Raw genomic sequence first — 20,050 nt, 5'->3', positions numbered from 1 at the left:
TGTTCTCGTCAAGGATGTACCAATTTTTATCTTCTAACCATTCTTTATCGTAGCGAGTTTCATCAAATTGTCCTTCTTCATCTATTAGATCATTAAATAGATCCCTAAAAACTTCAATTTCTTTTTCGGGTTTTAGAATTCCATACATCCACATTCCCTCACCGGAAACATCATGAATTTCTCCTAATTTCGTATCTTTAAAATATAAAATCATCTATTTAGACTCCTTTTGATGAAATTTAAAATACTCTTTTGGTATTTCGCCTCTTATTAAATATTCAGTATCCCTTTTTGTCCAACTAAGAGCCCTTTTCTTCCAATAATCTGAATGCTTATCATTCTTTATTAGACGTTCAATTTGTTTCGGAGTTAAAATAGCTACTCCTTTTACTTCTCCTGATTGGTTGGCCTTTCGCAAAGCCGGCAGATTCAATTCAATAAAACTATCACCGTAATTAGTGATTACATTTTTATTCATCGTTAAACTGGTGTACGGACTATTAGACTTTTGAGCTCCTCTAAATCCGCCTAAAATATGTTCTGTTACTGTGACTTGTCTACCTTTATACATTACCTTCTTTATTTATCGGCACAAGATTTCCGGTGTCCGGATCAATATGTGATTTACCTAATCCGTTAGCTGCTTTGGTGGAATATAAATCTTTATCTCCACGATAGAGATTTGAGGGTTTTCCGGCTCCTGCGCTTGCTTTCAATACTTTTCCCGTCCCGATTGCTCTTATAGGACCGAGAGCAGCTAGAGAACTATTAAAGCTGTTTTCGCGTCTATCCTCAGAAATCTTATTCCCAAACATATCTCGGCCGGTTATTGCTTCACTAAAACCATTCGCTGACGCAAGACCATAGAGTCCTTTACTGGAGTTTTGAAGGGCAGGGAATGTCTTAGGTGTTTTATAGATATCAAGCGTTTTGTCTGCCCTATAGATGGCTTTGCTCGTTGAGTAGACAGCCTTTCCGCCTTTGGCTAATTTTCCGGCCCAGCCAACTATAGGGATGTAGCCGGCCGCAGCCATTGCGCCAGCTGCCACTCGTTGCCCCTCGGTTAATTTTTCACCGGTGACAGGATCGACGCCATCAGCAGCTCTCTTATAATCATAATATCCGGAGACTTCCCCCGTAAAATTACAAACGACATCCCAGGTCTTTTCATACCATGGCCTATTTGCGAGTTCTTCCTGTTCCTTCGCAATTCTTCTTTGTTCGGCCTGCTGATCTTTAAAGGAAATATAATCAGTAGATTGTTTTTTTACATCCTCGGTCATCTTATGAATTTCACTGTCCCTATAAGCCTTTGCATTATAGTGGATAGGGGAGGCGCTTTTGCCTTTTGTTGTAGCATTCATGAGTGCTTGATAATCAGCCTGAATCATTTGTTCATTTGCTTCTGAGAGCGTATATTCAGATGTTGAATTTTCATCGACTTCATGAATTTTTTTGACGGTCTTGGTACGTTTGTTGTTGGCTGAAGAGAGTTCGTCTTTAAAAGTTTCTGTGAAGAATAAATCTAGTGGCAGTATGATGTTGAGGTCATTTAGAATGTCTTTCATTGCTTTTTTCTGTTCTGACATGATGGATTTTGATTTAGTATAAGCGTTAGCCAGCTCGTGTTCTAAAAAAGATTCTTCTATGTAGGCATCGGATAAGCTTGCGTCTTCCAGGATGCCAATAATACCCGTGAGAAATGCGATTTTCATGTCGATCAAATCAATCCACTGGTCAGCGATCCCTGCTTGATCTTCTTAAAATGCCGTTATGTTATTGGCCCCTTTACCTGAAAACTCACTGTCATCAAGATCAGCCACTGATTTGAAGACTTTCTTTAATTTGACCATTTGATTTCTTGTATCTTTGTATTCCTTTGCACGGTTTTCAGCTTCAGAAAGCAATGATTTAGCTTCAAATACTTTCATGATCATATCCTTTCTTGTTAAGCTTTTTGGTTCAATAACTAACAAAATTTTACCATATAAAGAGAGTGAGAAATACAATAAACCCTGGAAGATGAGTAATTGAACGAAGTGAACCGAAGAAAAAGTTTGCGGTTTTTTCGCGGCATAAACACTTTTTGGAAATGTTACAATATTACAAAAATAGACATAAGAGGGAGGGGTATGTATGGACCAAGTTTTACCGTCATCCCGAGTGGGAGTCAAGATCAATGAATGGTATAAAATGATTCGTCAGTGTTCCTGATGCAGAGATCTTAAAGGCGGAAGTGGAGCAAGAAATAGAGGAAATGGAAGAGGATCAGGATTTACTTGTATATTATTCATTGATGTGTTTCCGTCATCAATTGATGTTAGATTCATTGGAGCCAGAATACAGATATCGGGATCGTCCCACAGTCGATGAACTACTTGAAAAAATAGAAAAACCGCAAAAAAGACTTACAGGTCTTTTAAATTATTACTCATTATTTTTCCGAGGAATGTAAAAATTTGATCATAAAGAGTACGTTGAAGCGATAAGTTATTATCGTAAAGCTGAGGAGGAATTGACTGCAGTTTCAGATGAAATGGAACAAGCTGAATTTCATTATAAAATAGCAGATGCCTACTATCAAATTGATCAGCATTTTGTTTCCCTGAATCATTTGAAAAAAGCTAAGCATTTGTTTGAAAAAAATCAATTATATAAGGTGAAAGTGATCGGATGAAATATGATGTTTGGTGCTAATATGTACGATATGTACCGGCTGACAGAGGCGGAATCATATTACCGAGAAGCTTTAAGTGTTGCTGAGGGAATGAGTGAGAAAAAGGCAAAAAGGATCATTGGGGTGATCTTTCATAATTTAGGCTTGGTTTATTTAAGGGCCCAAAACCTAAGTGCAGCTGAAGAGTATTTCAAAAAAGCAATAGAGATGAAAGAACATCTTGATACAGTGTATGGAGTAAGATCATTATATATGATGGCAAATGTACTTTACCAAAGCAACAAACCTAAGAAAGCACGTTTCTTTTATGAAACAGCTTTAAAACGGGCTGAAGATTCTAATGAAGAGGAATATATGGCGAAATTAAAGATCATTAATTCAATATATGAAGAATATAATGAAACAGAAGTATATCGAAGCTTAGACTATTGGAAAACAAACGTCTGTGGTCTGATTTTGCAGAATTAACAGAAAAATTGGGTGACTTCCATTATGAGCAAAGAAACTATGCAGAGGGAAGAAGCTTCTTAAAGAGAACTATACATGCACAAACACAAATACTTAAGGTTACGGAGGCTATATAATGAAAAAATTTTTAATCAGCTCCGCTTTAATCGGTATTTTTTTTGCAGGTTTATTAAATGTGGAAAATGTATATGCTGCTATGAATAATTCTGGAACTTTCTATGTAGCAGAAAAAGCTATTAATATCTAAGTAATATTATCCTGTTAAACCCCATCTTTTTAAGGTGGGGTATTTACACAATCCATTTATTCTTTTCCTTATCCCATTTTAACAAACGCTTCCTCATAAGATTCTTAACAGCTTCCCGTATAGCTCGTTCATCCTTCCCAGTCTTTCTCATCAATTGATCCAACGAGGGATTTTTTCCTAAGTGGGTCATATTAAAAATAATCCGATACACTTTTTGCTCAAAATCATTCAATTCAATGCCTCCTTGAGTAAATAATACTAGAACAAACATTCGTTTTTCAACTCGAAACAGAACTAATGTTCGTATAAAATATTGGTAAAGAAGGAGGAGGAAAGCATGGAATCGATTTTAAAACGTTCATTAACTGAGAAAACACCATTAGATATGATATATATGAGAAATGACGGTCTCATTACAAAGAGATCAATTATTGTTCGGCAGATTAATCAGAGTTACATACGCGCTTATTGTTTCAGCAGCCGTCAAATAAAGACGTTTACGATCGAGAATATCCTTGCTGTTTCTCCTGCAGCCTATAAAAGAGGGGCCAAGAATTATGCGTAAAATTACAGAACGACAATTTGAAACGCTCCAAGTAATCGAAAAATACATTAATGAAAAGGGGTTTGCTCCTACATATAGAGAATTAATGAACATGTTAGGGTTAACCTCACCAAGTACAGTGAAGGGGCTTTTAGACGCTCTGAAAAGAAAAGAATATGTAACTTGGGAAGCGGGATCACCAAGAACATTAAAAGTTATTAAATAAAGAACCAACCCATCGTCATAGATGGGTTCTTTTTGTTATAAATTAAAAGGGGGCTTTGCGAGGATTGATTAACATTGCTTTATTGCAGTACTCTTAGGTTGGCGAAGCCAGCAGTATCAATATCCATTCTTAGTACATAGCTCCTTGTGTAGTAGTCAGCTATGTTCCCGAAAGCATACAACGTAAATTGTCCACTTGTTTCTGTAATCCCCATTTTTGGGCTTGTGGCATTTTTTCGAATGATACGGCTGGACTGTTTATCGTTTTTAGCGAATGTACCTTGGAAGCCATGGTAAGCTCTTCTTACAGTTAAGCTTCTTCCTTCATGTTTAATATCTGCTTTGACAGAAATGTTGGCATTTGCTGTGACATAGAAGTATTGTTTTCTTAAAGTGTATGTTTTGTATGTGGCTTGGATGTCAGCGTCACTTTGGGTGAGGTTCTTAGGAAGATTTTCTTTTGATGTAGGAGTTATTTCTAGGGAGTAGACAATTCGGCTGCCGTCATCAAATTTAATTTCGAGAGATTGTCCATTTTTGAATTGGAGTTTGTCTGGATCTTGTCCTAATTCTTTTAGTTTTTTAACTTCGAGTTCTGTGTCCATTGCTTGAGACGTAGCAAGTTTGGCTTGCATAGCATTTGATGTAGTGTGAACTTGAGGTGTTTCTGACGCTGATGCTGGTGCAACAGGGAGCAATAACAAAGCGGCGAGACTAGGCATTAAAAAAGATCGTTTTTTCATTTCTTTCCTATTTGAAGTTTGATACATTCGTAGTATACTTGAAAAAATAGGGGAATAATAGGGTTTATTGTAAAACAAAAGAAAAATAGGAGGAATTTACTATGGCAACTTTAGGTATCATTATTCCGATTATTGTTTGGTTAGGTATCATTTATTTAATTGTTAGATGGTTCTTTAAAAGAAGAAAGAACAAAATTTAACCATAGTAAATCCTCTGTATTGCTCAAAAATATCTTTATAGGTGTATTCGCCACCTTTCTAAAATTGTTTAAACCGTATTGACATTTATCAAAACCCTGCTATAATTACTTTTGTTCTATGAAACCGGAGTTAAACTTTCAAGTTGCTCTTCCATGGTAAGGAAGAGGTCAGTGGTTCGAGCCCGCTTGGAAGCTTTATTAAGTGTGTTATTACCAAGGTTTCTCAAAAAAGAGAAAGCTTTTTTTATTGCGATATGCGGAAGTAGTTCAGTGGTAGAACACCACCTTGCCAAGGTGGGGGTCGCGGGTTCGAATCCCGTCTTCCGCTCCATTTTTATCCCAACGGGTTATTGTAAAATTGATTGCGCCCGTAGCTCAATTGGATAGAGCGTTTGACTACGGATCAAAAGGTTAGGGGTTCGACTCCTCTCGGGCGCGCCATTATTGTTATAGAATAGATAGGGAATCGGGAAGTAGCTCAGCTTGGTAGAGCACATGGTTTGGGACCATGGGGTCGCAGGTTCGAATCCTGTCTTTCCGACCATTTCAATGGGGCCTTAGCTCAGCTGGGAGAGCGCCTGCTTTGCACGCAGGAGGTCAGCGGTTCGATCCCGCTAGGCTCCACCATTTTTTTTAAAAAAGGTTGTTGACTTTGAAGAAGCATCATTGTATACTAATAAAGTTGCTTTAACAAAGCCAAACGAAATGATCTTTGAAAACTAAACAAGACAAAACGTACCTGTTAATTCATTTTTTATAAATCGCACAGCGATGTGCGTAGTCAGTCAAACTACTTTATCGGAGAGTTTGATCCTGGCTCAGGACGAACGCTGGCGGCGTGCCTAATACATGCAAGTCGAGCGGGCAGATGGGAGCTTGCTCCCTGATGTTAGCGGCGGACGGGTGAGTAACACGTGGGTAACCTGCCTGTAAGACTGGGATAACTCCGGGAAACCGGGGCTAATACCGGATGCTTGTTTGAACCGCATGGTTCAAACATAAAAGGTGGCTTCGGCTACCACTTACAGATGGACCCGCGGCGCATTAGCTAGTTGGTGAGGTAACGGCTCACCAAGGCAACGATGCGTAGCCGACCTGAGAGGGTGATCGGCCACACTGGGACTGAGACACGGCCCAGACTCCTACGGGAGGCAGCAGTAGGGAATCTTCCGCAATGGACGAAAGTCTGACGGAGCAACGCCGCGTGAGTGATGAAGGTTTTCGGATCGTAAAGCTCTGTTGTTAGGGAAGAACAAGTACCGTTCGAATAGGGCGGTACCTTGACGGTACCTAACCAGAAAGCCACGGCTAACTACGTGCCAGCAGCCGCGGTAATACGTAGGTGGCAAGCGTTGTCCGGAATTATTGGGCGTAAAGGGCTCGCAGGCGGTTTCTTAAGTCTGATGTGAAAGCCCCCGGCTCAACCGGGGAGGGTCATTGGAAACTGGGGAACTTGAGTGCAGAAGAGGAGAGTGGAATTCCACGTGTAGCGGTGAAATGCGTAGAGATGTGGAGGAACACCAGTGGCGAAGGCGACTCTCTGGTCTGTAACTGACGCTGAGGAGCGAAAGCGTGGGGAGCGAACAGGATTAGATACCCTGGTAGTCCACGCCGTAAACGATGAGTGCTAAGTGTTAGGGGGTTTCCGCCCCTTAGTGCTGCAGCTAACGCATTAAGCACTCCGCCTGGGGAGTACGGTCGCAAGACTGAAACTCAAAGGAATTGACGGGGGCCCGCACAAGCGGTGGAGCATGTGGTTTAATTCGAAGCAACGCGAAGAACCTTACCAGGTCTTGACATCCTCTGACAATCCTAGAGATAGGACGTCCCCTTCGGGGGCAGAGTGACAGGTGGTGCATGGTTGTCGTCAGCTCGTGTCGTGAGATGTTGGGTTAAGTCCCGCAACGAGCGCAACCCTTGATCTTAGTTGCCAGCATTCAGTTGGGCACTCTAAGGTGACTGCCGGTGACAAACCGGAGGAAGGTGGGGATGACGTCAAATCATCATGCCCCTTATGACCTGGGCTACACACGTGCTACAATGGACAGAACAAAGGGCAGCGAAACCGCGAGGTTAAGCCAATCCCACAAATCTGTTCTCAGTTCGGATCGCAGTCTGCAACTCGACTGCGTGAAGCTGGAATCGCTAGTAATCGCGGATCAGCATGCCGCGGTGAATACGTTCCCGGGCCTTGTACACACCGCCCGTCACACCACGAGAGTTTGTAACACCCGAAGTCGGTGAGGTAACCTTTTAGGAGCCAGCCGCCGAAGGTGGGACAGATGATTGGGGTGAAGTCGTAACAAGGTAGCCGTATCGGAAGGTGCGGCTGGATCACCTCCTTTCTAAGGATATATTACGGAATATAAGACCTTGGGTCTTATAAACAGAACGTTCCCTGTCTTGTTTAGTTTTGAAGGATCATTCCTTCAAAAACATAGGAATACCTGCTAAATGCGCCACATCTGTGGGAACGCATGTGTTAGCATGTCCTATACGTTGTTCTTTGAAAACTAGATAACAGTAGACATCACATTCAATTAGTAATACAAGATATCACATAGTGATTCTTTTTAACGGTTAAGTTAGAAAGGGCGCACGGTGGATGCCTTGGCACTAGGAGCCGATGAAGGACGGGACGAACACCGATATGCTTCGGGGAGCTGTAAGCAAGCTTTGATCCGGAGATTTCCGAATGGGGAAACCCACCACTCGTAATGGAGTGGTATCCATATCTGAATTCATAGGATATGAGAAGGCAGACCCGGGGAACTGAAACATCTAAGTACCCGGAGGAAGAGAAAGCAAATGCGATTCCCTGAGTAGCGGCGAGCGAAACGGGATTAGCCCAAACCAAGAGGCTTGCCTCTTGGGGTTGTAGGACACTCTGTACGGAGTTACAAAAGAACGAGGTAGATGAAGAGGTCTGGAAAGGCCCGCCATAGAAGGTAACAGCCCTGTAGTCAAAACTTCGTTCTCTCCTGAGTGGATCCTGAGTACGGCGGAACACGTGAAATTCCGTCGGAATCCGGGAGGACCATCTCCCAAGGCTAAATACTCCCTAGTGACCGATAGTGAACCAGTACCGTGAGGGAAAGGTGAAAAGCACCCCGGAAGGGGAGTGAAACAGATCCTGAAACCGTGTGCCTACAAGTAGTCAGAGCCCGTTAACGGGTGATGGCGTGCCTTTTGTAGAATGAACCGGCGAGTTACGATCCCGTGCAAGGTTAAGCAGAAGATGCGGAGCCGCAGCGAAAGCGAGTCTGAATAGGGCGCATGAGTACGTGGTCGTAGACCCGAAACCAGGTGATCTACCCATGTCCAGGGTGAAGTTCAGGTAACACTGAATGGAGGCCCGAACCCACGCACGTTGAAAAGTGCGGGGATGAGGTGTGGGTAGGGGTGAAATGCCAATCGAACCTGGAGATAGCTGGTTCTCTCCGAAATAGCTTTAGGGCTAGCCTCAAGGTAAGAGTCTTGGAGGTAGAGCACTGATTGGACTAGGGGCCCCTACCGGGTTACCGAATTCAGTCAAACTCCGAATGCCAATGACTTATCCTTGGGAGTCAGACTGCGAGTGATAAGATCCGTAGTCGAAAGGGAAACAGCCCAGACCGCCAGCTAAGGTCCCAAAGTATACGTTAAGTGGAAAAGGATGTGGAGTTGCTTAGACAACCAGGATGTTGGCTTAGAAGCAGCCACCATTTAAAGAGTGCGTAATAGCTCACTGGTCGAGTGACTCTGCGCCGAAAATGTACCGGGGCTAAACGTATCACCGAAGCTGCGGACTGTTCTTCGAACAGTGGTAGGAGAGCGTTCTAAGGGCTGTGAAGCCAGACCGGAAGGACTGGTGGAGCGCTTAGAAGTGAGAATGCCGGTATGAGTAGCGAAAGAGGGGTGAGAATCCCCTCCACCGAATGCCTAAGGTTTCCTGAGGAAGGCTCGTCCGCTCAGGGTTAGTCGGGACCTAAGCCGAGGCCGAAAGGCGTAGGCGATGGACAACAGGTTGATATTCCTGTACCACCTCCTCACCATTTGAGTAATGGGGGGACGCAGGAGGATAGGGTAAGCGCGGTATTGGATATCCGCGTCCAAGCAGTTAGGCTGGGAAATAGGCAAATCCGTTTCCCATAAGGCTGAGCTGTGATGGCGAGCGAAATATAGTAGCGAAGTTCCTGATTCCACACTGCCAAGAAAAGCCTCTAGCGAGGTGAGAGGTGCCCGTACCGCAAACCGACACAGGTAGGCGAGGAGAGAATCCTAAGGTGATCGAGAGAACTCTCGTTAAGGAACTCGGCAAAATGACCCCGTAACTTCGGGAGAAGGGGTGCTCTGTTAGGGTGCAAGCCCGAGAGAGCCGCAGTGAATAGGCCCAGGCGACTGTTTAGCAAAAACACAGGTCTCTGCGAAGCCGTAAGGCGAAGTATAGGGGCTGACGCCTGCCCGGTGCTGGAAGGTTAAGAGGAGCGCTTAGCGTAAGCGAAGGTGCGAATTGAAGCCCCAGTAAACGGCGGCCGTAACTATAACGGTCCTAAGGTAGCGAAATTCCTTGTCGGGTAAGTTCCGACCCGCACGAAAGGCGCAACGATCTGGGCACTGTCTCAACGAGAGACTCGGTGAAATTATAGTACCTGTGAAGATGCAGGTTACCCGCGACAGGACGGAAAGACCCCGTGGAGCTTTACTGCAGCCTGATATTGAATGTTGGTACAGCTTGTACAGGATAGGTAGGAGCCTTGGAAACCGGAGCGCTAGCTTCGGTGGAGGCATCGGTGGGATACTACCCTGGCTGTATTGACCTTCTAACCCGCCGCCCTTATCGGGCGGGGAGACAGTGTCAGGTGGGCAGTTTGACTGGGGCGGTCGCCTCCTAAAAGGTAACGGAGGCGCCCAAAGGTTCCCTCAGAATGGTTGGAAATCATTCGCAGAGTGTAAAGGCACAAGGGAGCTTGACTGCGAGACCTACAAGTCGAGCAGGGACGAAAGTCGGGCTTAGTGATCCGGTGGTTCCGCATGGAAGGGCCATCGCTCAACGGATAAAAGCTACCCCGGGGATAACAGGCTTATCTCCCCCAAGAGTCCACATCGACGGGGAGGTTTGGCACCTCGATGTCGGCTCATCGCATCCTGGGGCTGTAGTCGGTCCCAAGGGTTGGGCTGTTCGCCCATTAAAGCGGTACGCGAGCTGGGTTCAGAACGTCGTGAGACAGTTCGGTCCCTATCCGTCGCGGGCGCAGGAAATTTGAGAGGAGCTGTCCTTAGTACGAGAGGACCGGGATGGACGCACCGCTGGTGTACCAGTTGTTCTGCCAAGGGCATCGCTGGGTAGCTATGTGCGGACGGGATAAGTGCTGAAAGCATCTAAGCATGAAGCCCCCCTCAAGATGAGATTTCCCATTCCGCAAGGAAGTAAGATCCCTGAAAGATGATCAGGTTGATAGGTCTGAGGTGGAAGTGTGGCGACACATGGAGCTGACAGATACTAATCGATCGAGGACTTAACCACATTTTGAATGATGTCACATCTGTTATCTAGTTTTGAGAGAACATCTCTCTAAAAGGCGGAAAAGCAAGGAAACTCCGCTAAGGGCTCTCACATCCTGTGAGAAACGCCCAGTACCTTCATCCTGAAGGCATTTGTTTGGTGGCGATAGCGAAGAGGTCACACCCGTTCCCATGCCGAACACGGAAGTTAAGCTCTTCAGCGCCGATGGTAGTCGGGGGTTTCCCCCTGTGAGAGTAGGACGCCGCCAAGCAAGGTAAAACCCAGCTCATTGAGCTGGGTTTTTTGGTTTATATCTGTACTGATTTGTTTTCATCAGTATCCATTTTATCGAGCTTTTTGCTTTTCAGGTTTTCTAATACTTTTAATACCAATACAATCCCCAGCATGTTCAACATGAGAGTTGTAAATAACCAATGCAGTATGTACTGAGAATTCATCTAGACGCCATCCAACTGCGATTGGCGGGATAGAACCGCCTAATCCGTTGGCAGCTAGCAGTATGCTTGTCGTTTGTTCTGTTTTTCCAAGGTAGAATTGATTGGTGATAATTAAAAGCAATGGTAAACATGCCAGCCATAAATAAGCCTAAAAAGAAACAAAGAACAAACCCTGCAAAATCAGTAAACGGCCTATGATCATACCGATCCAATATATTGTTACCGTTATGGTTGCTAAGGAGTTGGAAATCTCCCATTTCTCAGCGAAGATAGAAGGGATAAAGTGAACAATCGATACTTCACTGGCTCCATAAAAAGAAGTACGCAGCTGCTAAAGAAATAAACAGTAAGCCAAGTCTTCGAAAACTTATAGGTGCTTGTTTTCCATTGCTCGAAGTGTCTGTTTGACGAATGAGCAAATCGTCAAAGCTGCCAAAGCTCATTCGGCTCCAAACAAGCATCAGAAGAAATGAAATAAGCCCCAATACCAGAAATGCCAATGCCCATCATTATTGCTAATTAAAAAATCAGACAGCAACGGCATGAAAAGGGCTCCTAAACCGTACGCTACTTCCATCTTACTCATGACGATTGCTTGTTTTTCTATAATTGCTGTTAAGATAATTGTTCCTACACAAGATTCTACCAGTCCGGGTATCATGTGGCGTGGATATCCCTCAGCTTGCTGAACTGATGATGTAGAAAACCCCGCTTGATACTATGAGGATGCCATTCAGGAATTGATGGGAATAGATCCGTTGTAAAATGTGTTAAAACGATTCTTGTTTCTCATCCGGATATGATATAATTCAAAGATGGCTTAAGCCTAGCTTTAGCCATTTTTTTCTTTAGTATTCATCTTGCATATTTGATTAAAATTTAATATGATACTCTTTGTATAATAACTCCTTGCCTCTATACAACATACTCAACGTTTCCCCTTATTCTTCGTTCGTTTGGCCTTTCCTTTTCTCCCGTAAAATAAAGAAAGCTCCCAGCACAATAGATACGGTGCGGATTTATTTTTTAAAAAAGGAGTCGTTATATTTGAATAATAGTTTTACATTACAACAGCAATGGTTCGGTAATATCCGAAAAGACATTCTTGCTGGCATTTTAGTTGCATTAGCATTAATACCTGAAGCGATTGGCTTCTCGATTATAGCGGGTGTTGACCCGATGGTCGGTCTTTATGCGTCATTTTGTATAGCCATTATCATTTCTATTTTTGGCGGCAGACCTGGCATGATTTCAGCAGCTACTGGCTCAATGGCGGTCGTTATGGTGTCGCTGGTTGCTGATCATGGGCTTCAGTATTTATTTGCGGCTACCATTTTGACAGGAATCATTCAGATGATTTTAGGTATCAGTAAAATTGCGAGATTAATGAAATTTATCCCGCGTTCTGTGATGATCGGGTTTGTGAATGCGCTGGCGATCCTTATTTTCTCCGCGCAGCTTCCTCAGTTTGAAGGTGCTTCTTGGAGCATGTATGCGCTGCTTGCCGGGTCGTTGGTTATTATTTATGTACTGCCGAGGTTTACGACTGCGGTTCCTTCTCCGCTTGTCGCGATTATTGTAATGACGATTATTGCGGTCACTTTCCATGTGGATGTGCGGACGGTCGGAGATATGGGCAATATTTCTAGTTCGTTGCCTCATTTCTTAATCCCTGATGTTCCGTTTACCTTTGAAACACTGCAAATCATTTTTCCTTATTCGATTGCTTTAGCATTTGTCGGATTACTTGAGTCTTTGCTGACAGCACAAATTATTGATGAAATGACGGATACGGACAGTGATAAAAATAAGGAGAGCCGCGGACAGGGAATTGCGAATATCGTGACTGGATTCTTTGGCGGAATGGCAGGCTGCGCTATGATTGGACAATCTGTCATTAATACAAAAGCGGGCGGACGCGGACGCTTATCTGCATTTGTTGCTGGTGCTTTTCTGATGTTTTTAATTGCCGTCTTGAGTACTGTTGTCGTGAAAATTCCAATGGCTGCGTTAGTGGCTGTTATGGTTATGGTTTCTGTTGGCACATTTGATTGGTCTTCTTTAAAAGGCCTCAAAAAAGCGCCGCTCACAGACTCTATTGTCATGGTTGTGACTGTGATTACGGTTGTTGTGACGGATGACTTGTCTAAAGGCGTATTCGTCGGCGTTCTCTTAAGTGCGGTGTTCTTTGTGGCAAAAATTTCGAAACTGAAAATTGTTTCGCATGCAGGGGATCAAAAGCTGAGAACTTATCAAGTAAAGGGACAGATCTTTTTTGCGTCAGTGACTGATCTTACGAATGCATTTATTTATCAAGAGGATATTGAGCGAGTCGTGATTGACTTAACTGAGGCCCATGTTTGGGATGATTCAGGAGCGGCTGCGCTTGATAAGATTGTTGCGAAGTTTAAGGAACAAGGAATTGAAGTTGAAGTAAAGGGTTTGAACAATGCTAGTAAAGCTCTTATGAAGCAAATGACATAAAGTGTGAAAGCCCAGATTGATGAGATCTGGGCTTTTTTATATAACATATGGCTGAACGGCATTGATATAATAGAGTGAGAAAGAAATATTTAATAGGAGACTTGTATATGACGCTTCAGAAGTTGAACCATGTATTGGGGAAAGTCATGCCGCTTTTAACGCCTGCTAGTGTTGTGCTGGGCGTTCTGCTGTCTCAATTTTTAAATGGGTATGAAAGTGCTGTGCCTTGGATCTTTGCTTTTATTACGTTTGCAGGCAGTTTGAGCGCTAACTTTCAATCTTTGAGACATGCGTTGTCTCATCCTCTTCCTATGATTCTTGCACTATTTGTTCTTCATATTTTCATGCCGCTTTTTGCTTGGGGCAGCGGCCATCTTATATTTAAAGGCGATCCTTTGACAATCACAGGTTTAACATTGGCTGTTGTGATTCCTACCGGGATTACAAGCTTGATTTGGGCAGCGATGTATAAAGGGAATGTCGGTTTGACGCTTTCGATTATCTTGGTTGATACGGTGCTGTCACCATTGATCGTACCGCTGAGCCTTTCATTGCTGGCCGGCGCTCAGGTTCATATGGATGTGTGGGGAATGATGAGAGGGCTGATTGTGATGGTCGTGATTCCTTCTTTTCTGGGCATGCTGTTTAATCAGATGTCATCTCCAGATAGAACCGCATCTGTTAGCAGTGCGCTGTCACCTTTTTCAAAGCTTTGTCTGATGGCTGTGATTGCGATTAACAGTTCAGCGATTGCCCCTTATTTCAAAGCAGTTGATTTGAGATTTGTAGGAATAGCTGTGACGGTCTTCTTTATTGCGTTAACAGGCTATGCCGCTGCTTGGCTGATCGGGAAAATGATGAAAAGGCGCCAAGAGGAAATTGTATCTCTTATTTTTACGGGAGGCATGAGAAATATCAGTGCCGGCGCAGTTCTTGCCGTTACATTCTTCCCGTCTCAGGTTGCTGTTCCGGTGGTGATCGGCATGCTGTTTCAGCAGATACTTGCCGCGTTGTTTGGCTATATGGTGAATCGCTTTGAATTAAAACCTGTATTGCAGAAAGCATGAAAAAACCGCTCAATCTTATGAGCGGTTTTTTCCGTATAGCCATTCGAGCGCAATGATGAACTGTTGGCAGAAGTACTTGCGGTGGTGCACCGCCCCTTGTTCAATTGAAAGACATAGCTGATTTTCAGTGAAGCCTTTTTCTTTTAAACTTTGATGCACTTGCTTTGTATTCCGCAGCATATTTCGCTGTATAGATTGTTTTTCACAGCCTTCTTCACTGCCGACAGACATAAAGACACGTGCAGTGCCGGGCTTTAAAGAAGATAAATGAATGGCTTCGGCTGCGTTCTCGTACCAGTAGGAGCCTGAGATAGAGCCTATGTTTGCGAACACTGATGGATACTTTATTAAGGCGAACATTGAGATGAGTCCGCCTAATGAGGCACCGATCATTCCTCTTGACTGCGGTTCCCTGGAGACGTTCCAATTTTCTTCGATAAACGGAATGAATCGGTTTGTTATGTTAGATAGATAGTGATATCCCATGCCTCCGAAGTCCGGGAACCGATCACTGAGTGATGCAGCCGGCCAAGGGGTGTATTCATCCAGCCGACTTGCGGGTTCGATACCGATCAACACGAGCTCAGGCAGTCTTCGCTGCTGAAATGTACTTTCTAATAATTTGATTTGGTCTTGAAACAACGAACTTCCATCCTGCAGGTAAACAGCAGGAAATCTCCTGCTGTCTGTGCTGTAGGAAGGAGGGAGGTATAGCGTAAATCTCCTTTCGCCGGCTTTGTGCTCTGAAAGAGATCCGTTCAAGCACTTTCCCCCTTTTTTTGCTTGAAAAGCAGGTATAAGAAATAAGGAACACCGAGGATCGCCAAAATGATGCCTGCGGGCACTTCCGCTGGCTGGAAAAACAGTTTTCCGGCAAAGTCTGCGCTTATTACAAGCAGCATGCCGATTAAACCGCTCAGCGGCAGGATATTGCGGTGTTCGACACCGGCCAGTCTCCGTGAAATGTGGGGAGCGATTAAGCCGACAAACGCCATGCTACCCGCTACGGAGACACAGGCGCTGATGATTGCTACGCAGGCGACGAGCAGGATGGTTTTTTCTTTATTTGATGAAATACCGAGGCTTCTGACTGTGTCTTCATCAAAACGAATGGTGTCCAGCAAGCGGGACTTGGCGATAAGAATAGGTATAAACAGCAGCATCCATGGGAGAACGGCTGTGATGTAAGTCCAATTGGAAGACCAGATGCTTCCGTTTTTCCACACCATGGCCATTTGATAGTCTTGCGGGTCCATTTTTAATGATAAAAACAAAGACAGGGCGCTGAATCCAGAATTGATCGCGATTCCTACCAGAATAATTCTTCCTGAATCTAAATTGCCTCTGTGCCATGCAAATATGTAAATCAGGATCGCCGCAATCAGTCCGCCTATCAACCCGAAAAATGGCATTCCCATCGCCGCAACTATGGATGTCACTTCTTTCTGGCCTTGGAACAAGAGCATAAACGCCACAATCCCGGCTCCCGCCCCCGCGTTAATTCCGAGAATTCCCGGGTCTGCAAGCCCGTTTCTTGTGATGGCTTGGATGACGGCTCCCGCAATGCCAAGACCGAGTCCGATAATGGCCGCCATGACAATTCGCGGCAGTCTTAAATCGAACAGCAAAATTTCATACTGCGGATTCGGATCGATCTGAAAAAGAGTGGAGAGCAGCTCAGCCGGCTGAACGGAAAATGATCCGCTCGTTAAGCTGAAATAGCTGACAACGAGAATCAAAGCGATGAACACTGCATATTTTTTAGCCATTTTGCTCCCCTCCTTTTCGTTTAATCAAATAAAGGAAGAAAGGCACGCCGATTATGGATGTCACGACTTCAATCGGTGTTTCAAACGGATAATTGATAAATCTGCTTGCGAGATCACACAGGGTTAAAAAGACTCCGCCCAAAATGCATGAACACGGAATCAGCCTGTTATAATCGGAGCCGACAAGAAATCTTGTGATATGCGGAACAACCAATCCGACAAACGCAATTTTGCCGGCGAGCGCTACGGCACTGCCGGTTAAAATGATGACTGAAAGCATCGCCATGATTTTAATGGTTTTTTTCTTTTGTCCCAGACTTTTAGAAATGTCGTCGCCTAATGATACAGCAGTCACCTTTTTGCTGAGGGAAACAGCTATCACGATGCCGACCAGAAAAAACGGTGCGGCAAGCTTCAGAAAATCAGGACTCATTTGATGAAGTCTGGCGCTGTACCAGAAACTGAGATCCTGTGATATTTGAAAATAAATCGACATGGCTGCTGATAAACTGCTAAGCAGCATGCTTGTAACTGTGCCGATAATGGCAAGCTGCACGGGGGAAAACCCGTTAGGCATCATGGCGGCAAGGCTGAATACTAGAACGGCTCCTAATGCTGAGCCGATAAAAGAGTAAATGATCATCTCAATGGAAGACGATTGCGGGAGCAGAACCATACAAAGCGTGATAATAAACGCGGAACCATCTGAAACGCCCATAATCGATGGCGAAGCTAAATAATTGCGCGTAATACCTTGCATAAGGGCTCCAGAAACAGCAAGGGCTGCCCCTATGAGCAGAGCGCCGGCAGCCCTTGGAATCCGGGAATGCCATATAATTTGATGGTCTGTGTTTCCCGGATCGAAATGAATAAGAGATGTAAAAACAATATCTGTGCTTAGATGCTTTGCGCCATATAGGATCGAAAGCAGCAGCGACAGTGCAATAGCAAATGGAGAAGTAATCAATATGATACGTGTCCACTGTTTTGAATACATACAAAAACCTACTCTGAATTAGTTTTGTGTCAATTTTTCAGCAGCCGCTTTCAGGAAGCGGACTTTGCTCCAAGCGGTGCCGCCTTGTGCGAGAGGGTCGACTGAGTTAACGTACACATGATCTTCTTTGACTGCTTTAAGGCTTTTCCAGATTGGATTTTTCTCTAAATCTTTTAATGCATCAGGTTTATCTGCATTTTCATCATCAGAAAATTGAACGAAGATATGGTCTGGATTCATTTCGCTTAATTTTTCTAATGAAATCAGTTCTTGCGCTTTTGCAGCTTTTACTTCGTCCGGCGCTTTAAGGCCTAAATCACCATAAAGGGTGGAGTTGAAGTACACCTGTTCAGGGTAAATGTAAATGTTGCCTTGTCTGATTCTAATGACAAGCGCTTTTGAATCTTTTGCTTTTTCGTTGATTTTTGTTTTTGTTTCTTTTAAATCCTGTTCATAGTCTGCAATGATTTTTTTCGCCTTTTTCTCTTTACCAGTCAGCTGGGCAAGGAGCATCATATTTTCCTTCCAGTTTGAAGAGATGTGAGAAACCGGGATTGTTGTGCCGGCTGTACTTATTTTTTTCAGTGTTTTTTCTGGGAACTTTGTTGAAGCAAGGATGACATCTGGCTTCATCTCAAGAATCTTTTCAATGTTTGGCTCCATTTTTTCTCCGGTTGGTTGGGCTTTGTCTGTGATGTCTTTGAACATTTCAGGGAATTTGCCGGAGAATGAAATCGCGCCTTGCGGATGAACGTCAAGCAGTTTCGCGTCTTCCATCGACTCAACGCTTCCCGTTATGGCAATTTTGTCTGTTGGTACAGTTACTTCATATGTTTTATCCAGGTATTCAATTTTCTTCTTCTCGGATGCTGTGCTGCTTGCCTTGCTGGCAGTTGATTCATTTTTGTTGCCGCAAGCTGCCGCTGTCAGCGCGAGAAGCAAGATTAATAAGGTAAGAGATATTTTTTTCATCTATAGAGCCTCCTGTTCAATTGATAACTATTATCAATTGGAATTATAGAGAATGAACGGATATAACACCATGGACAAATTCCATATTTATCATGGACAATCACCGGATAGTAAAGAAATGGTTTGCTGAACAATCCGTTCATGGCCGCAAGCCGAATATTCGTTCCAAGGGTCAAAGGATAGAAGGTATACACGGTTATTCCGCACTGCGCTTAGGTTTTGCCATGCTTCTGTCTGCTGCAATTGCTGGTAATAAGCAATGGTTTCAGGCTCTTTAAATAAAAAAAGCATTAAGCAGTCAGCTTGGTAATTTGGGATATTTTCTACCGAAATCGCTTGCTCTGAAGGCGTGTCTTCCGTTTTTGCGGAGCGGAATTCTAAATCTCCAAAAAAGACTTCGCGGACGCTTCGATGATGTGCCAGATAAAAATTTTGCTTATGCAGCCTCAGAAAGAGAAAACGCTGCCCTTGGGCGTGCTGGAGTGTTTTTTTGGCGACCGCCGTCTGCTGGTCATAAGCCGCGATCCACTTTTCTGCTTCGGACTCTTCCTTTAAGAATGAGGCGGTTTGCAGAAAGTGAGTTCTCCAGCTTTCTTCTGAAGGAAGATAAATGACTTCTGCGATGCGATTCAGATGATTTTTTTCTTCTTGAGAAATAGAATCCATGCTGAAAATCACATCTGGTTCGGCCTGAGATAACGTATTCAGGTTTTCTTCCCATTTTTCATTAAACCGGTATGCGCTGAGCTGGACGGGTATATCTGTCGAATAATGCTGATAGTAGTAAGACGTCCATTTTGGATGGAGCGCGGCCGCAAACGGTATGTGATGAAGAGGGATGAGGTGGCCCATTGTGCCCCTTCCGTATGCGGCTATTTTTTTTCGGCGTTTTTTCATATAGCTTGTAGGTGAGCAGCCTGTATGCTTTTTAAAGATTCTGCTGAAATAAAATTCATCTTGATAGCCGGTTTGATGAGCGATTTCTTTCAATTTGCAGTTTGATCTTGCCATGAGCCGTTTTGCTCTGGTGATTCGCGTTTTTGTGATAAATTCTGTTACGCTTTGACCTGTCCATTTTTTAAAGGTTTCGCTGTAGTGTTTGGCGCTGATCCCTGCCATTTGCGACAACTGGGCAAGTGTCATTTTTGTTTCTGCATGAGTTTCGATGTATTGTTTTGTTTTCTCGATTGCTGAGTGTGTATCCGTTTGATCAGATAAACTGGCAGTCATGAGGTCATAAATCAGGCTTTGTACTTCAATCATACATTTTAGCTGAGAAAGCTGAGACGATTCATTCCATAGCACAGCAAGCTCTTGAAGCCGGGCTGCAAGGTTTTCGATATGTGATATATTCACAAGCTTCAGTTTGGCTAATTCCGTTTCTGTACATGGCGTTAAGATATCTCGTCCGGATTCCTTGGTATAGCTTTGAAGCCTGATCAGACAGATATCTATATGTCCATCGGCTGCAGGCGTAAAGCCGAAGGTTTCGTTAGGCGGACAAACATAAAGCGTCTTTTTTTGCAGAGGACTGATGCTTGTTCCGATCGAAATATGGCCGTTTCCTTTGACATGAAAGATCAGTACGAATGAATCGGCTAATTGCTGTTCTGAGAAGAGATCACTTGTTTTTTTAAGATATTCAATTTGTATGGGATAATAAATCACTGTATTTTGCAAGAGTAGACCACCTTTTCAGAAACATTCAATTGAT

General features: G+C 43.8%; 15 protein-coding genes, 4 tRNA genes, 3 rRNA genes and 3 pseudogenes (1 of these 25 cut by a window edge). 14 read left to right on the top strand and 11 right to left on the bottom strand.

Going from position 1 to position 20,050, the window contains the following annotated elements; translation table 11 throughout:
* The 3 genes and pseudogenes from ACMX2I_RS21145 to ACMX2I_RS21135 form a co-directional block, all read right to left on the bottom strand.
* Nucleotides 1-214: the 5' portion of a hypothetical protein gene (locus tag ACMX2I_RS21145; protein ID WP_414958258.1), read on the bottom strand. 68 nt of this gene lie to the left of the window's left edge; the window shows 214 of its 282 coding nt (coding positions 1-214); its start codon is at nucleotides 212-214; its stop codon lies beyond the left edge, outside the window.
* A complete protein-coding gene (locus ACMX2I_RS21140) occupies nucleotides 215-571 on the bottom strand; it encodes a hypothetical protein (RefSeq protein ID WP_414958257.1) in 357 nt (118 codons plus the stop codon).
* A gap of 124 nt (nucleotides 572-695) precedes the next feature.
* A pseudogene (locus ACMX2I_RS21135) lies at nucleotides 696-1,931 on the bottom strand (ribonuclease YeeF family protein); the annotation flags it as partial.
* 205 nt (nucleotides 1,932-2,136) lie between these two features.
* Here ACMX2I_RS21135 and ACMX2I_RS21130 point away from each other — a divergent pair.
* The 3 genes and pseudogenes from ACMX2I_RS21130 to ACMX2I_RS21120 form a co-directional block, all read left to right on the top strand.
* Nucleotides 2,137-2,588: pseudogene (locus ACMX2I_RS21130) on the top strand (aspartate phosphatase); the annotation flags it as partial.
* 95 nt (nucleotides 2,589-2,683) lie between these two features.
* On the top strand, nucleotides 2,684-3,145 hold the full coding sequence (locus ACMX2I_RS21125) for a tetratricopeptide repeat protein (protein ID WP_414958256.1): 462 nt from the start codon (nucleotides 2,684-2,686) through the stop codon (nucleotides 3,143-3,145).
* A gap of 115 nt (nucleotides 3,146-3,260) precedes the next feature.
* On the top strand, nucleotides 3,261-3,392 hold the full coding sequence (locus ACMX2I_RS21120; RefSeq protein ID WP_414958255.1) for a hypothetical protein: 132 nt from the start codon (nucleotides 3,261-3,263) through the stop codon (nucleotides 3,390-3,392).
* Between the two features lie 43 nt (nucleotides 3,393-3,435).
* Here ACMX2I_RS21120 and ACMX2I_RS21115 read toward each other — a convergent pair whose 3' ends face one another.
* The gene (locus ACMX2I_RS21115) at nucleotides 3,436-3,624 is read right to left on the bottom strand and encodes a hypothetical protein (protein ID WP_414958254.1); all 189 of its coding nucleotides are present in this window, start codon (nucleotides 3,622-3,624) and stop codon (nucleotides 3,436-3,438) included.
* 105 nt (nucleotides 3,625-3,729) lie between these two features.
* On the opposite strand from ACMX2I_RS21115, the gene ACMX2I_RS21110 reads away from it, so the two are divergent.
* Both ACMX2I_RS21110 and ACMX2I_RS21105 read left to right on the top strand, forming a co-directional pair.
* Nucleotides 3,730-3,957 (top strand): hypothetical protein, encoded by a 228-nt coding sequence (locus ACMX2I_RS21110; RefSeq protein WP_414958253.1) that lies wholly within the window; start codon nucleotides 3,730-3,732, stop codon nucleotides 3,955-3,957.
* Nucleotides 3,950-4,162 carry a transcriptional regulator gene (locus ACMX2I_RS21105; RefSeq protein WP_131227035.1) on the top strand — a complete coding sequence of 71 codons (213 nt, stop codon included), beginning with the start codon at nucleotides 3,950-3,952 and terminating at the stop codon, nucleotides 4,160-4,162. Before ACMX2I_RS21110 ends, ACMX2I_RS21105 begins: the two co-directional genes overlap by 8 nt.
* Before the next feature lie 79 nt (nucleotides 4,163-4,241).
* On the opposite strand, the gene ACMX2I_RS21100 is transcribed toward ACMX2I_RS21105, so the two are convergent.
* On the bottom strand, nucleotides 4,242-4,904 hold the full coding sequence (locus tag ACMX2I_RS21100; RefSeq protein ID WP_414958252.1) for a hypothetical protein: 663 nt from the start codon (nucleotides 4,902-4,904) through the stop codon (nucleotides 4,242-4,244).
* Nucleotides 4,905-5,360: 456 nt separating this feature from the next.
* On the opposite strand from ACMX2I_RS21100, the gene ACMX2I_RS21095 reads away from it, so the two are divergent.
* From ACMX2I_RS21095 to rrf, 7 genes are all read left to right on the top strand, one after another.
* Nucleotides 5,361-5,435: transfer RNA gene (locus ACMX2I_RS21095), tRNA-Gly, on the top strand.
* Between the two features lie 33 nt (nucleotides 5,436-5,468).
* A tRNA-Arg gene (locus ACMX2I_RS21090) sits at nucleotides 5,469-5,545 on the top strand.
* A 26-nt stretch (nucleotides 5,546-5,571) separates the two neighbouring features.
* Nucleotides 5,572-5,648, top strand: a tRNA-Pro gene (locus ACMX2I_RS21085).
* A gap of 7 nt (nucleotides 5,649-5,655) precedes the next feature.
* Nucleotides 5,656-5,731: transfer RNA gene (locus ACMX2I_RS21080), tRNA-Ala, on the top strand.
* A gap of 168 nt (nucleotides 5,732-5,899) precedes the next feature.
* Nucleotides 5,900-7,449, top strand: a 16S ribosomal RNA gene (locus ACMX2I_RS21075).
* A 233-nt stretch (nucleotides 7,450-7,682) separates the two neighbouring features.
* Nucleotides 7,683-10,610 (top strand): 23S ribosomal RNA (locus ACMX2I_RS21070).
* A gap of 134 nt (nucleotides 10,611-10,744) precedes the next feature.
* Nucleotides 10,745-10,860, top strand: a 5S ribosomal RNA gene (gene rrf / locus ACMX2I_RS21065).
* The 16S, 23S and 5S rRNA genes sit together here with 4 tRNA genes alongside, the layout of an rRNA operon.
* A 37-nt stretch (nucleotides 10,861-10,897) precedes the next feature.
* Here the strand turns inward: rrf and ACMX2I_RS21060 are convergent.
* Nucleotides 10,898-11,699 (bottom strand): annotated as a pseudogene (locus ACMX2I_RS21060) (MFS transporter); the annotation flags it as partial.
* A 395-nt stretch (nucleotides 11,700-12,094) separates the two neighbouring features.
* On the opposite strand from ACMX2I_RS21060, the gene ACMX2I_RS21055 reads away from it, so the two are divergent.
* Both ACMX2I_RS21055 and ACMX2I_RS21050 read left to right on the top strand, forming a co-directional pair.
* Nucleotides 12,095-13,531 carry a SulP family inorganic anion transporter gene (locus ACMX2I_RS21055; protein ID WP_414958251.1) on the top strand — a complete coding sequence of 479 codons (1,437 nt, stop codon included), beginning with the start codon at nucleotides 12,095-12,097 and terminating at the stop codon, nucleotides 13,529-13,531.
* 146 nt (nucleotides 13,532-13,677) lie between these two features.
* Nucleotides 13,678-14,598, top strand: a complete 921-nt coding sequence (locus ACMX2I_RS21050; protein WP_414958375.1) for a bile acid:sodium symporter family protein — start codon at nucleotides 13,678-13,680, stop codon at nucleotides 14,596-14,598.
* 15 nt (nucleotides 14,599-14,613) lie between these two features.
* On the opposite strand, the gene ACMX2I_RS21045 is transcribed toward ACMX2I_RS21050, so the two are convergent.
* The 5 genes from ACMX2I_RS21045 to ACMX2I_RS21025 all read right to left on the bottom strand — a co-directional run bounded on the left by ACMX2I_RS21045 (nucleotide 14,614) and on the right by ACMX2I_RS21025 (nucleotide 20,016).
* Nucleotides 14,614-15,360 (bottom strand): alpha/beta hydrolase, encoded by a 747-nt coding sequence (locus ACMX2I_RS21045; protein WP_414958250.1) that lies wholly within the window; start codon nucleotides 15,358-15,360, stop codon nucleotides 14,614-14,616.
* Entirely contained in the window at nucleotides 15,357-16,367 is a 1,011-nt protein-coding gene (gene feuC, locus ACMX2I_RS21040) for an iron ABC transporter permease FeuC (RefSeq protein ID WP_414958249.1), read from the bottom strand. The genes ACMX2I_RS21045 and feuC overlap by 4 nt, the downstream gene beginning before the upstream one ends.
* Complete coding sequence (locus tag ACMX2I_RS21035; RefSeq protein WP_414958248.1) at nucleotides 16,360-17,364, bottom strand: FecCD family ABC transporter permease; 1,005 nt, start codon at nucleotides 17,362-17,364, stop codon at nucleotides 16,360-16,362. Before ACMX2I_RS21035 ends, feuC begins: the two co-directional genes overlap by 8 nt.
* Nucleotides 17,365-17,382: 18 nt before the next feature.
* Nucleotides 17,383-18,336 carry an iron ABC transporter substrate-binding protein FeuA gene (gene feuA, locus ACMX2I_RS21030; protein ID WP_414958247.1) on the bottom strand — a complete coding sequence of 318 codons (954 nt, stop codon included), beginning with the start codon at nucleotides 18,334-18,336 and terminating at the stop codon, nucleotides 17,383-17,385.
* Between the two features lie 90 nt (nucleotides 18,337-18,426).
* A complete protein-coding gene (locus ACMX2I_RS21025) occupies nucleotides 18,427-20,016 on the bottom strand; it encodes an AraC family transcriptional regulator (RefSeq protein WP_414958246.1) in 1,590 nt (529 codons plus the stop codon).
* Nucleotides 20,017-20,050 lie beyond the last annotated feature (34 nt).

This window comes from Bacillus sp. SW14 (assembly GCF_047608225.1).
In the GTDB taxonomy this organism is placed as follows: Bacteria; Bacillota; Bacilli; order Bacillales; family Bacillaceae; genus Bacillus; species Bacillus subtilis_G.
The sequence above is the reverse complement of the archived record's forward strand: the minus strand, read 5'-3'. Positions and strand labels throughout refer to the sequence as shown.